Genomic DNA, 12,789 nt, shown 5'->3' with positions numbered 1-12,789 from the left:
ATCCATGCCCTTAATTGCGCCGCTGTCATTTAAGGCGTTTAAATTCTGATTTACGGTTGCAAAATTAGAACTTTAGTAAATAGATTAATGTGATATGTAATTAACTTATACAATAAAATATTTTATGGAATATAGCAGAAGTAAAACATAATATTCTAATTTTGGTGGCTTGTCTTTTTATGAAGATGAAAACGGAAAGTATGTAGTGGGTGCTGATTCAGTTCCAAAAAAATTGGGTAATGGTATGCAAGGAGAAGTTGTATATACGAATACCGCTACTACCGCGAAGCGTGGCATTAGTACTTCTTTTTCATATACCTGCGAAGCTTTGGGAGTTTATTTAATTATTGTATCTACTGGAGGAAGAACCGCTAGTGCCAATGCAAGTGTCTCAATTAGTGGAGCAACTGTTACAGTAATTTCAAATGGTACATCGAACAATGCTTCTGAACATATTTTCACAACATTACATGTATCATTTTGTGAAGCTCAAAAGGATACTAAGATTACAATATCTGTATATTCAGATAATGGTAGCTGGGCAAATGACACTGGAGTAGGTGCAAGAGTTTGTATTTACAAATTCTCATAAAAGATAAAGGTAAAGCGATATTATTTTTATATAGTTGTAGAAACAGTATTTGTATTTGAGTTTGTACTTGTATCACCTGGATTGGTGGTTTCAACCCTACATACCTCCTTCCCATTTATAGAGGTCACAGCATAGCATCTCCATGTCCATGAATTTATATATGTACTTACGGTAATAGTTTTCTTAGGAGTAAAATTTAGCGCTGTATCTGCACCATCCTTATCTATAAAGTGAAGTTTATCATCATCTCCAACATAAATCTGAATTTGGCTCAAATTAGAATTTAGATAAATTGTAAAATGATATTAAGTTATTGCTTAAATTAAATAGTATATCTCATAAAATTCTAATTTGACTGCCATAGATCAAAATTTATCTGTTCGATATAATTCAGATACAGATAAAATACAGGTAAAATTTAATGGAGTCTGGGTGGATGCCCTATCTGCCTGGATACAATCAAAAGAAGTATGGATTGCTGGAATAACAAATGGATTCACTGCTAAAGTAATGGATCAAAATAATGGATCTGGATACAGTATGAACTATTATACAGATTATATGCAACTTGTATTATCAAGGCCAAGATATACTTGGATAATCGTCCGTCTGTGTTGTACAAACATAATTGATTTGACAAATCTATCAACTGTAGAATTATTATACGATCTTGATGGTATCGGAATAACTAAGATTACGCTTGGAACATCGGCATTGGAAAATCCAAATACATATGAGATATCACAGGAAATAAATCGAAATGGAACGGGCACAGTTACTAAAGGCAGTATAACATTGGACATATCAAATTTATCAGGTAAAAAATATATTTTTGTTGAAGTGGTCACACCTAATTCTGGTGAATCAGGATCTTCAACAGTAATTGCGAACTTTAGGATTCGTAGAATTATTGCATATAAATAAGATACGTAAAGCCCGCTTTAGAATACTAAATAAAGCCTCCCAAAATTAAATTTATATTACCACGGTTCCCACTTGAAAAAGTTATATCTGATTCTTTTTGCGCAACATATATTCCGCACCCATAAACCCCTCCGGGGCCGCTACCATACCTAAATCCTTCGTACGATAACAGACTGGATTGGCCAGTAAAAGATGGTTTTACATCATTTACACTTGGCACAGTGGATCCTTGATGAATTTGCATTGAGCTGGATGTTACAACATAAATACTATAGCCAGTCACCGTAGCTGCATCAGTAGCAATGAGCTTAAATTTTATATCTGTTAAATTGTTAAAAGGGATTACTGTATCGGCACCTCCTGGAGGAATATAACCAGGTTTACCGTCAGTGGTTTTTCCGAACTTATACCCGTTCAAATTAGAACTTTAATACATAGTCTATTTAACTTAATTACAAAGTTAATGTTTGAATATAGTCAAAAAGTACATCTGATTGATATTTTTCAGGTATAAAAATTCTATAATAAATCATTTATTTGGTATCTTTGTCCTCACATTCCTTCAAATGTTAATGTATCATAATAAGTAGGTATGATAAGTCTTGAAAAGCATAGTAGCTTTAATATCGTTGTTAGATACTTTAATTTGTCCAAACCCATTTAATTAAGAAGCCGGAAGAGAATTTTGGAAACTTATGTTCATTACATTTTAGTTATTTTTTAACCCCACCAATATATTGAGCTTATTTGTAATGTATTTATTTCCATAATTATTACTCTTTTAATAATTTATTTTACGAAAAATAGACATGAACAAAGTCCATGTCAAAATCTGTAGGTTTTTAGGGCTAATTATTTAGGCTGCATGAATTTTACATTCAGACCTTATTCGTTCTATATTGCTGTAGATATAATAGTTATTTGTAGTATCAATGCTTTCATGCCCCATCATATCCTTGAGATCCTGAATCTTAACTCCTTTATTTATCATACTTGTCGCAAACCATTTACGGAATCGATGTAAGTGTACATTTGATACACCGGCAAGGATTCCTATATCTTTTACATAAGCATGAATAGAATTTACAGTTAGTTTTCCGTGTGGTTTTCGGTCAGATGCGAATAGGTACTCACTTTCATAACCTCTAGTTCGTAAATAGAATTGTAAGTGGACTTTGCAACGTGAAGAGAAGTAAACCATCCGTTCCTTCGCACCTTTACCATGAATCATTATGGACATCTGGTTAAAGTTGACATCTGATACCTGAATTTTTGTGATTTCCTCTCGTCTGATACCCGTGGATACCAGCAAATCAATTAGGGCCGTATCTTTGGCTGTTTTGCAAGCATCCTGCATTAATGCTATATCTTCATCACTAAAAGGCATTTCCATTTTTTTCTCGATTTTCACTTTTTTAACCCGTCTGCATGGGTTCTTAATAACATAATCCTCGTCTTCCATCCATTGATAAAATGTGTTAAGATTTCTCCTTACATTATCTACATAGCTGTTCTGATTTCCTTTGCTAATAAGGCCTAAATAGCATCTAATAGCATTTGTATTTACTTTTTTCAAATCCATGTTTACACAAGAAGCAAACCTGCTGATTGTATACTGATACTGAATAAGAGTATTGGGAAGACAGCCTTCAATTTTTTTACAAGATAAGAAATTTTGGATGAGTTTATTAGTATCATCCATGTCGGGAGATGGTAGTTCTTTTGCCTCAGAGATATCATAGCTTTGCAATACATTAGATAACGTATAAATGAGCATATCTAGTTGTTCCGCTGATAGATTTTCGGACATGGTTTGGGTTATAAGACTGATAAATTTTTCTTTTGAATCATTCATTCACAATTTCTCCTTTTAATAGTATAATTTTCCATTTTAATAATTACAAATATGGAGAATAATGTCAATTAGACAATAGGCTGTGAATGAATGTTCAAAATACTATTGTAGTAAATTCTAATTTTAGTGGTCAGTTTGGGGGAATGACCTTTTGGGTTAACGGTACAGGTGATCCATGTGTAACATATAAGGTTGGTGCTGATACAGTATCAAAAAAATTGGGTAGTGATGCTATTTTGCTTGCCAGCAGCAAAACTGGAACTACAGCGATTAATATAGCGTCACTGTACCCCAATAACTATGCTGCATTTACAAGCAAAAACTTTTTGGTGGTTATGAAAAATATAAATTATTCCCTTAATATTTGGGGACACGGTTCCTCCAATCATGAGAACCAGGGGAGTTCAACGAAAACTATAACTCCATCAATATCGTACACTTCGGAGACAGGGGCATTATCTGTTACCTGTACTGCTGGAAGCTTTTCTCTTGGTGCCTCTTATGGGCATGGTAATGGCGGCACCGTCACATGTACCCCGTATTATGATGTTTACCTGGTTATGTAATACCTATCTAAAATAAAATGGTACTGAGCAATATATCTCATCAGATGCATTGAATGTGCCTATGGCAAATCGGATAACAATTATACCTGCCATTGTAATATAGCCATTATAGGGACATACTTTTTGGCTTCCTCTTCAAACTGTAAATAAAACATCATAACTCAAGAAAATAGTTCAATATTATAAATAAATCCAGTTGCATTGCGGTTTCCTTGGCTTTGATTAGGTCCAGAATTCGGGGAGTTTAATATTATCTTCATCCTAAATTTTTCAGGAACATTATCAAGTTCTATTAATGATACTGTATTTTTTATATTTGAAGTACCCGAAGCAATAACTAAATTTTCTGAATTGAGTAGTTGTAAATTTAAACTTGATACTTCTGAGTTTAAATTTACATGTGCTTTCATTTTAGTAAATCCTTTTGAATCCAAAAAATTTTTTGTAAAAAACTCTACTGTTGAATATTTATACCACCAATCGTTCATTGTAGAATTATATTTAATGTATCCGTTTGTATCTGCAATAATAGAAGCTGCAACACTTCCATTTGGATTCTTATCTAATACAGAAATTGAATAATTTATAATATCTCCATTAAAATAAGAATATGTGTTACAATTACCCAATTTTTTTGGGACTGAATCAGCACCCACAACATATTTTCCGGTTTCATCTTCATAAAAAGACAAACCCCCTAAATTAGAATTTAATTCACTAACCAACTTAGTACTAGCCGCAATTTTGTCGCTGCTGGAATCTTTAGAGCTGGAGATGCCATCGATGGCACCTAACTTCGCCTGGGCGGTCTTTCCGTCGTCGAATTGCAGTGTATTTGCGTTCGTCCAATGGGAAACAAGCTGAAAGCCCGAGGAAGTTAAAATATACTTTTTAAATTTTTTATAACCTGATACAATACTCATATTTTTGTTTCCTTTCTTAGTATTCTTTGTTCCAGAAAACCTTGCCGGCCATTTCTTCGGCGGTAGGTTCTGTGTCTGAATATACGTTAAATATTTCCTGTTTTTTAAAGGACAGCTGTTCTTCGATGGAAACCAGCTTTTGTTCCAGGAAATTGAAGAGTGAGGCGGTAAACGCCTCAAGGTGGGGATGGTTCTTTAAAAGCCTGGCAGCGCCTGCCGGATTGCCCGCTTTGAACAGCTTTTTGTGTTGGTCGGCGGTTTCTTTGCTGCGCAGCCGGGCAGAGCTGTGGGGTACAAAAATAAAATCATGTTCGTTCATTAAATCCTCCCTGTTCAGTATTCGGCAAACCATTCGGTGCCCTGACCGAAATTGCCTTCCGGTTCGGTTTCGTCTTCCGTAATCACGACGGCCTGGGTGGACGAGGCCGTCTGCCACATCTCATAAAGGCCCTGTTCAATTTTGTTGATGCCGTTCATGTCTATAATGTACGGCTTTAAAAGCTCATGATTCTCCTCGAGCAGCCGGGAAGCGGCGGCAAAATCCTCCTGGTCCATGTATTTATAATACTGGAGGACGAGGGGAGCGGCTGTGGCATCCACGTCTTTGTAATTTGACAGTTGATATGACATTTTTCACCTCCTTAGAGTGGGATCTCATAATCGTACATTAACGGATGGAAACGGTACATTGTTATGGAGGTCGTCGGTACGGTGCCTCCCAGATTATGGGATATGTTTGTGATGATATAGGGATAGGGTTGGGATGTATTCTGTTTCTGCCAGGTGACTTTTTCGTAGACATCCAGCCAGGGGACACAGAGGGTTGTGATGGTGACAATATCATTCCAGGAGGAGGTTTTTATATTGTCATAGATAGCTGTTTCGATGGCATTGGACACGGAGGTGATGTTGTCATAGGTATCTCCGGTTTTGACATCGGGAACGATGCCTATCTGCTGTACCGTAAAGGGATTGTCGGGTTCCACGCGGAATACCACGTTTTTGCAGTTAAACCGTTCTGCAAAATACTGCTTCGTATAGACCGGGTCCTGCGCATCGGCGGTAAGAACGCATATGGCATGGGGCTGGTATTGGCCCAGATAATAAAAACGGCCGGAGTTATCAACCTTTTTATATTGTAGGACATATGTTTCACCGGCGGTCATGGTATCTGCGGCGACAAGGGTCGTTGTATTCTCATAATAAATGGGAACCAGGGAAAGCCCGTTGATCTGAAGCTGCATTCCCTCTGTATTGTTTTTGTCTGCTGTGAAAGCGATATAATCGTTGGAAACATATTTTTCATAGTCATCCAGCTGAAGCTTGTAGGTATTGCCTGAGGTGGTGCAATTTTCGGACATCCGGTCAATTTCGTATACGGAACCGAGGACCTCCGTGACATTGCGGATGTTTTCAATATCATAGTCAACGGATTCCCCGCTGTCCGTGAGGATGGATTTGAGAAAATCATCGTCCAGTGCAATCGGATTATTTTCACAGGAAGGGATCATGTGGCAGCAAAAGTTATTGTATACATCAAAATATTTCTGGAGATTGGGATACAGGCCGGTGATTTCGTTAATTTCGTCGGCAACCATGCATCCCATGTTAAATTCCAGGTCATAGGGAAGCTGGTTCCAGCCGGGGTTGTTTTTCCGGTATTCTTCAAAATCCGTGTTATTGGCTTCCATGCCGAAAAATTCTCCGATATCATCAATGATGCAGTTTTCAATCCCGCCCTGCTGCTTTAGGACAAAGGTCAGCACCTCCCGTAGGATGGTGTGATTTCCTTCGTCGTCCACAGCGGGAATTTTTATCAGCGGCGTGCCGCCTACCTGTCCGTTGCGTGTCCCGTTTAGTTTGGAGAACCAGTCCGAAACGGTGAGGGAAAGGGTATTGCTGGTGCTGTTGTACTGGGTATTGGAGGCGGTAATCAGATAGGTGCCGCAGGGATACCAGAGGTAATCATTTTTCATGACGCTGTACATGCCGATTTCAAATTTAAAATCCAGGCCGAACCAGCTTTGGATTTTTTCCTCAATATCCGTCTGAAATTCATCCAGCGCCAGCGTGAAGTTCAGGGTCCTGCGGATGTCGGATTCACCGTTGATTCCGTAGGTGCCCAGCTGTGAAATCCCGTAGATAATGTCCACAATCCGGCTGCCCTTCATGACGCTGAGACGGTATTTATAGTCAAGGGCGCCCTGGCTGAAAAGCAGCTTGTCTTCTTCGTTTATTTTATATTTCATAAATCACCACCATTCCGGCCCGATGGGGCTTAAGCCGTTGGTATAGAGCGCTTTGGGGTCATTGACATCACCGATTTCGGCGAACTGGAAGGTGATTTTACGCAGATCAGGATGGCTGTCCATGGTATCGGTGGGGGTTCCCACAACATCAATCATCCAGATCCGGCCGTCCTCCCATTTGAGGATTTTTGGCTTTTTATCGGTGAGGAAATCCATCATGTCCTTTCTCAGCGACAGGCTGCCGGGAAGGTCGGCAAAGCAGTCCCTTGCGTCCGTTTTCAGGAAGGCGCCGGTAGCTGTGCCCGTATCGTAGTTATAGGCGCCGTTATGGATCACCTTGGCATATTGGCTGTTTAAAAGTGTGGCAGCCTCGCCGGACGCCGTCCTGGTGATATCGCATCCGTCCAGGTTGTAAATGGTTCCGATGGCGTTGTCCTGGTTTACAACGAAAAAGCCGTTGAAATCGGAATGGACTTCCCTGATTACGCGGCTGTTTTCAATGCCGTTGCAGGTGGACGCCAGCATGAATTCGTAATCCGTGTTGCTTCGGGCATAGCGGTAAAAGTAAAACATTTTGAAATCATCAATGGTTTTGATTTCCTTGGTATGGATTGTCCTCCAGTCCATGCTGCCTTTTTCACGGCATTTGACCACCATTACGTCGGTATTCCTTAAGCTGAAGCCGGAATTCCCGGCATCCAGGCTGTCATCAAAGGGCGCGCTGAGAAGGGTATTTTCATTCCATTCATTATGCGTGCTTTCGATGGTTTCTTCGGAATTTTTGCTGGCGTATAAATGATCGAAGGTTCCGTTGGTCAGCTTGATTTCCGTAATCGGGCTGACGCTGACGGCAGGAGGATCCAGTGTATGTAACCCGCTGAAAAAAGCGGTTCCGAGAAATAGCATAGTTTGTCAGTCTCCTTTCAGATATTTTCCACCGTACTGTCGTTTTCATAATAGATGCTTAAGTCATAGCGTCCGTTTTTATAACTGATTTCGAAAACTGCGGTGTTTTGATCCGGGTAGCCCGGGGCGGCGAGCATAAGCAGGTTGCCGGCGGTGTCCACAAGCAGGCTGCCTTGTGCGTCTGCCAGTGAGGCCGTGGGGATTTCTGCAAAAATATTGTAATGCCCCAGTTTGGCGCCATAGGGGATGTTTAAAATCCCGTAGTAAGCTTTCCCCAGCCGTTTTATGCGGATATCAAGATATTTGCCGGTTCCCGGACAGCGCATTTTGAAAAAAGAAGCGTCAAGGGGGACTTTCCGCGCTTTGAGAAATACCTTGAATTCATCCGTGATTTCGAAGCCAGCATTATAGGTGAGCGTGTTGTTGCCGCCGATGATCAGTTCGCTGTTTTTAATGGTATAATTGTCGTTTTCTATTTCATAACCGATGTCAATGACGCCGCTTTCCAGTGCAATGCTGCCGTTTTCGGGATGGTTTTTTGCCTCAAAAAGGACGTTGGCAGGCATGAGGAAATATTTAATGCTTATTTTGATATAGTCGGTTTCGATGCGAAGTCCGTGGGCCGTTGTTCCTGTGGCCCGCACATAATATTCGCTTTCATTTTTCAGGCCGTAAAAGATATGGGTCATGTCGGAAGCGTCATATTTATGTTCGGAGGAAGTGAGCAGTGTTTTATCGTAGTCGTAGAGAAGGAACTGGAAGTCCTGTAAGGCCTCCTGTTCCTTCTGGGAGTAGATAAGAGTCAGCTTTGGGTTGGCCGTGTGGAGGATGGTGTCTTTGTCCAGGGCGTCGAAACGAAATTCCGGGGTGGAGTAGCAGCAGAAAAGTACAGGCTCTGAAAAAGGGGATTCATTGCCATAGGCGTCAAAAACCTTGATGCGGATTTGATAGCTTTTTCCGGGAGAAAAGGTGGCTCCCGGAAATACGTGGTCGGGCCGCATTCTGTCCTGCACGGAATCATATACGGTCTGATAGGTTTCGTTGTCCAGCACGATGGCCCGGTTGCGGACTATCTGGCTGCCTGTGTAGGAAAATTCCACAGTGTGGTTGTTGATGGGATCAAAGGTCTCGACAGGATGTATATCCGGCGTATGTAAAGTAGCCATAGTATCCTCCTTAATATTCCTGAAGCCAGTAATTATTTACTGACAGTCCGGTGGGTTCGGTTGCGCTTATTTTTTCCTTCAGTACGCCTCCTGCCAGGCTTGTGGCAATGGAAACGTTGCCGGACAGGTTGGTCGAGGCTGAGCCGGTGATATCGCCGGTCAGGGAAATGGTTCTGCTGGCGGATAATTTTTCCGCGCTGGAAGCAGCGCCTCCGGCGGAAGCGGAGCCGGCATAATTGTGGGTATGGGATTTGGCGGCCGCATCCGTAATGCCGTAGCCGGAAAGCGTGGTGGGATTGGTGCCGCCGATAACATGGCCCTGGGCGTTTACGGTTACGCTTTTATAGGTTCCGGCCGATGCGCCGCTGTTGGGATGGGTATACACGGTATCTGTAAATTTGGCGTTGGAGGGAACTGCCGCTGCAACGGTGACATTGGACCAGGATCCCCAGGCGCCGTTTGATTTTACACGGATGTATTTTGGTACGGCCCTGGCGTCCGCGCTTGCCGTAAACTGATATACCTCCTGGTACAGGTAGTTGGCGTTATGGGCGGTAACGCGGCCGAAATACCAGCCCGTTGACGGGGCGTTTGCGGCATCATTTCCCATATAAAAACCATTTGCCGCCGCCGAGTTCCAGTCCGTGATGGTTTTGCAGAAATCAGTGAGAAAGCGGTGGGTGGAATCCTCGGTTATCATGGACGCGGGATGGGAAGCGGGGTGGGTATATTTGTTTGCCCCTTCGGCGATGCCGTTGAGCTTGCTGAGAAGGGCGGCCGTAAAATCGTTGGTTGACAGGCCTTTGCCGCTGACCTTGTCCACTTTATTGGAGACGGTGTTCCATTTGTCGAGCATGGCCTGGGTAAGCGTATCCAGGATGCCTTTATTGGCATGTGTGTGGTTCTGGCTGGTATCGATGTCCGCGGAGGTGAGATAGCCGGGATCGTTGGTAAACTGGGACAGCTTTGTGGGCATGTCGGAAATCTGTGCCTTTGTGTGGGTATGGGAGGAAGGCGGGAAAGAGGACGGCTTATTCTTGATAAAAGCATCGGAAGCGGAATCGGTACTGCTCCAATCCGCCTGCACATTGACCTCTGCGCCGGCGGCAATGCCGTTAAGCTTATTTAAAAGAGCTGCCGTAAAATCATTGGTGGATAACCCCTTGCCGCTGACCTTGTCCACTTTATTGGAAACGGTATTCCATTTGTCCAGCAGTGCCTGCGTAATGGAATCCAGAATGCCTTTGTTGGCATGAACATGATTCTGGCTGGTATCGATATCCGCGGAGGTAAGGTAGCCGGGATCGTTGGTGAACTGGGACAGCTTGGTTGGCATATCTGAAATCTGTGCCTTTGTGTGGGTATGGGAGGAAGGCGGGAAGGAGGCCGGCTTATTTTTGATAAAAGCGTCGGAAGCGGAATCAGTGTTATTCCAGTCCGCCTGTACATTAACCTCCGCACCGTCGGCGATACCGTTTAGTTTATTCAGAAGAGCCGTTGAAAAATCGTTGGAGGATAAGCCTTTTCCTGTGACCTTGTCCACTTTATTGGAAACGGTGTTCCATTTGTCCAGCAGTGCCTGTGAAATGGAATCCAGAATGCTTTTGTTGGCATGATTATGGATCAGGGAAGTATCAACATCCTCGGAGGTAAGGTAACCGGGATCGTTGGTAAACTGGGAGAGTTTGGTGGGCATGTCTGAAATCTGGGCCTTTGTGTGGGTATGGGAGGAAGGCGGGAAGGAGGCCGGCTTATTTTTGATAAAAGCGTCGGATGCGGAATCAGTGTTGTTCCAGTCCGCCTGCACATTAACCTCCGCACCGTCGGCGATGCTGTTTAATTTGTTCAGAAGAGCCGCTGAAAAATCGTTGGAGGATAAGCCTTTTCCTGTGACCTTGTCCACTTTATCGGAGACAGTGTTCCATTTGTCGAGAAGGGGCTGTGTGAGGGTATCCAGGATGCTTTGGTTGCCATGCACATGTTTTTTGGCGTTTGCATCGTTCCAGTTTGATTTTTCCGTGGTGGTAACATGTTTGTTGTTGTCCGACTGGTGGGTAATATAGTCGGAGATGGACTTAGCGGTTTTGCCCAACGAAACGGACAGGGTCTCACCTGAGGTCAGCCCGGCCAGTGCGGCGGCGCTTGTGAAGGTGGGAGTCTGATTGTTTGTAGTTACATTGGGGACGTTGCCCAAGCCTACGTCGGCCTTGCCGGGTTTGTTATTTGTTGTATAAATTTTTCCGCTGCCCAGATAGCCGGTGGCGTCATCACGGACTTCCAGAAGGGAATGGAAGGTAGTTCCGCTGTCTTCGGACTGGGAAACTCTGAATACGGCGTCACCGGCGGTGGAATTGTCCACCACTTCGATTTTCTGCTGATAGGTGCCGGCAGTCTGGTCTATGGAAAAACCGGCGCCGTCGCCAAAGGTGGCGGTATCGGGCAGCTTATAGACGGGGGTTTCCGTACCGTTGATTTTGATATTGCCGTTTTTTTCGGAGCGTTCTGTTTTGGTGGCATCGGTTCTGGCATGGGCGGCCAGGCTGTGATCATAGGCGGCTTTGCCCTGATCTCCGCGGAAGGCGGAGCTGCTGTCCGTCCCCAGAACCACGCCTACGCCGTCTGCGTTGGTCACTGTTTTGCCGATGGCGCCGGGAGAACCGGTGGTATTGGATTTCACGGAAATGGAATCGGCGTCCACATGGATGCCGTTCCCCGCGCCTACGTTGAGGGTTCTGTCGGCGGCCAGGGTGCCGCCTCCGGTCAGGCCGCTGCCTGCGTTGATTTTTCTTGTCTGAATTACGGCGCCGTCAATATTTGTCTGGCAGACGGTCCAGTCGGAATCCAGATTGCCGGAACCCTTTCTGTCCGTAAGCGCAACGATCAGATCGCCTGTTTCACAGGGCTGTCCGGCATAGGTGCCGTCTGTGACAACGCGGTAGGTCCAGCCTGTCAGATAGGTGGAGGGCAGGGCGGAAATGGTGCCCCCGGTTCCCAGTGTCCCTTTAAAAATCATGGCGTCGGACGCGGCAATGCCGTTTGCTATCTGCCGGTTTACGAATTCTGTGTTTGCCAGCTGTCCGGAATTATCATCCGCGTCCGCTGTGGGAGCGGTAGGAATGCCGGTAAAAACAGGACTGTTAAACATGGTGGCTTTGGATTCATTTGTGACATTTCCAAGCCCTACCTGGGCTTTTGTAGTTTTATGGGGATTCCCGGAATCTGCTTTGTGGCTGTCTAAGCTGGCCTCCAACGCTTTTCCGGCAGAGCCTTCATAAACGGTTCCTGTTTCTTTCCCGTAGCTTAAAAATTCGGATGGAAGCCTGGCTTTATCATCCAGCGGCGCAATGCCGTTTGCTGCGCCGATGGCCTCCTGATGGGCATAAAAGCTGCTTATGTCATTATGCTCTTTTACATACTGGATCAGCTGTTTCAGGGTGCCCTTGCGGGTGGTGTCCTGATCTTCGATGACAGTGATATCGGAATCCTGTAATTTCTGAACCTCTGCCAGATTTTTTAGTTTCTTATATGGGATTGGCATGTATTCACCTCCATTGCAGAGGAAGGTTTTTATGGGTTTGTCTAACAGCCCGGGACGATGGCCGCCCCGG

12 protein-coding genes are annotated in these 12,789 nt (G+C 43.8%); 3 read left to right on the top strand and 9 right to left on the bottom strand.

Annotation, left to right across the window (positions count from 1 at the left end):
• Positions 1–205 precede the first annotated feature (205 nt).
• Together DXC51_RS29300 and DXC51_RS29295 are read left to right on the top strand one after the other, a co-directional pair.
• A complete protein-coding gene (locus DXC51_RS29300) occupies positions 206–592 on the top strand; it encodes a hypothetical protein (protein WP_147332378.1) in 387 nt (128 codons plus the stop codon).
• A gap of 351 nt (positions 593–943) precedes the next feature.
• Positions 944–1,516 (top strand): hypothetical protein, encoded by a 573-nt coding sequence (locus tag DXC51_RS29295; protein WP_147332377.1) that lies wholly within the window; start codon positions 944–946, stop codon positions 1,514–1,516.
• A gap of 25 nt (positions 1,517–1,541) precedes the next feature.
• Here the strand turns inward: DXC51_RS29295 and DXC51_RS29805 are convergent, their stop codons facing one another.
• Both DXC51_RS29805 and DXC51_RS17690 read right to left on the bottom strand, forming a co-directional pair.
• Positions 1,542–1,934: a hypothetical protein gene (locus DXC51_RS29805; protein ID WP_207660864.1), complete on the bottom strand. Its 393-nt coding sequence runs from the start codon at positions 1,932–1,934 to the stop codon at positions 1,542–1,544.
• A 438-nt stretch (positions 1,935–2,372) separates the two neighbouring features.
• Positions 2,373–3,371, bottom strand: a complete 999-nt coding sequence (locus tag DXC51_RS17690; protein WP_025490979.1) for a tyrosine-type recombinase/integrase — start codon at positions 3,369–3,371, stop codon at positions 2,373–2,375.
• A gap of 86 nt (positions 3,372–3,457) precedes the next feature.
• Here DXC51_RS17690 and DXC51_RS29290 point away from each other — a divergent pair, with 86 nt between their 5' ends.
• The gene (locus DXC51_RS29290; protein ID WP_147332376.1) at positions 3,458–3,937 is read left to right on the top strand and encodes a hypothetical protein; all 480 of its coding nucleotides are present in this window, start codon (positions 3,458–3,460) and stop codon (positions 3,935–3,937) included.
• Between the two features lie 161 nt (positions 3,938–4,098).
• On the opposite strand, the gene DXC51_RS17685 is transcribed toward DXC51_RS29290, so the two are convergent.
• The 7 genes from DXC51_RS17685 to DXC51_RS17655 are packed head-to-tail and all read right to left on the bottom strand — an operon-like array spanning position 4,099 to position 12,719.
• Positions 4,099–4,860 carry a hypothetical protein gene (locus DXC51_RS17685; protein WP_117545065.1) on the bottom strand — a complete coding sequence of 254 codons (762 nt, stop codon included), beginning with the start codon at positions 4,858–4,860 and terminating at the stop codon, positions 4,099–4,101.
• Positions 4,861–4,876: 16 nt separating this feature from the next.
• Positions 4,877–5,179, bottom strand: coding sequence for a hypothetical protein (locus tag DXC51_RS17680; protein ID WP_021636492.1), 303 nt, complete (start codon positions 5,177–5,179; stop codon positions 4,877–4,879).
• 14 nt (positions 5,180–5,193) lie between these two features.
• Complete coding sequence (locus DXC51_RS17675; protein WP_025490981.1) at positions 5,194–5,490, bottom strand: hypothetical protein; 297 nt, start codon at positions 5,488–5,490, stop codon at positions 5,194–5,196.
• An 11-nt stretch (positions 5,491–5,501) separates the two neighbouring features.
• Positions 5,502–7,109, bottom strand: coding sequence for a DUF5048 domain-containing protein (locus DXC51_RS17670; RefSeq protein WP_025490982.1), 1,608 nt, complete (start codon positions 7,107–7,109; stop codon positions 5,502–5,504).
• Positions 7,110–7,112: 3 nt separating this feature from the next.
• A complete protein-coding gene (locus DXC51_RS17665; RefSeq protein WP_025490983.1) occupies positions 7,113–8,015 on the bottom strand; it encodes a hypothetical protein in 903 nt (300 codons plus the stop codon).
• 17 nt (positions 8,016–8,032) lie between these two features.
• Entirely contained in the window at positions 8,033–9,181 is a 1,149-nt protein-coding gene (locus DXC51_RS17660; RefSeq protein WP_025490984.1) for a hypothetical protein, read from the bottom strand.
• Between the two features lie 10 nt (positions 9,182–9,191).
• Entirely contained in the window at positions 9,192–12,719 is a 3,528-nt protein-coding gene (locus tag DXC51_RS17655) for a pyocin knob domain-containing protein (RefSeq protein ID WP_025490985.1), read from the bottom strand.
• Positions 12,720–12,789: the final 70 nt, after the last annotated feature.

This window comes from Eisenbergiella massiliensis, from assembly GCF_003435485.1.
Note: the sequence above shows the minus strand (reverse complement) of the source record. Positions and strands in the feature narration are given on the sequence as shown.

Coding starts and splice junctions, on each gene's coding strand:
- DXC51_RS17690 (WP_025490979.1), bottom strand. CDS start 3,371: ATGAATGATTCAAAAGAAAAATTTATCAGTCTTATAACCCAAACCATG.
- DXC51_RS17665 (WP_025490983.1), bottom strand. CDS start 8,015: ATGCTATTTCTCGGAACCGCTTTTTTCAGCGGGTTACATACACTGGAT.
- DXC51_RS17670 (WP_025490982.1), bottom strand. CDS start 7,109: ATGAAATATAAAATAAACGAAGAAGACAAGCTGCTTTTCAGCCAGGGC.
- DXC51_RS17680 (WP_021636492.1), bottom strand. CDS start 5,179: ATGAACGAACATGATTTTATTTTTGTACCCCACAGCTCTGCCCGGCTG.
- DXC51_RS17685 (WP_117545065.1), bottom strand. CDS start 4,860: ATGAGTATTGTATCAGGTTATAAAAAATTTAAAAAGTATATTTTAACT.
- DXC51_RS17660 (WP_025490984.1), bottom strand. CDS start 9,181: ATGGCTACTTTACATACGCCGGATATACATCCTGTCGAGACCTTTGAT.
- DXC51_RS17675 (WP_025490981.1), bottom strand. CDS start 5,490: ATGTCATATCAACTGTCAAATTACAAAGACGTGGATGCCACAGCCGCT.
- DXC51_RS29290 (WP_147332376.1), top strand. CDS start 3,458: ATGAATGTTCAAAATACTATTGTAGTAAATTCTAATTTTAGTGGTCAG.
- DXC51_RS17655 (WP_025490985.1), bottom strand. CDS start 12,719: ATGCCAATCCCATATAAGAAACTAAAAAATCTGGCAGAGGTTCAGAAA.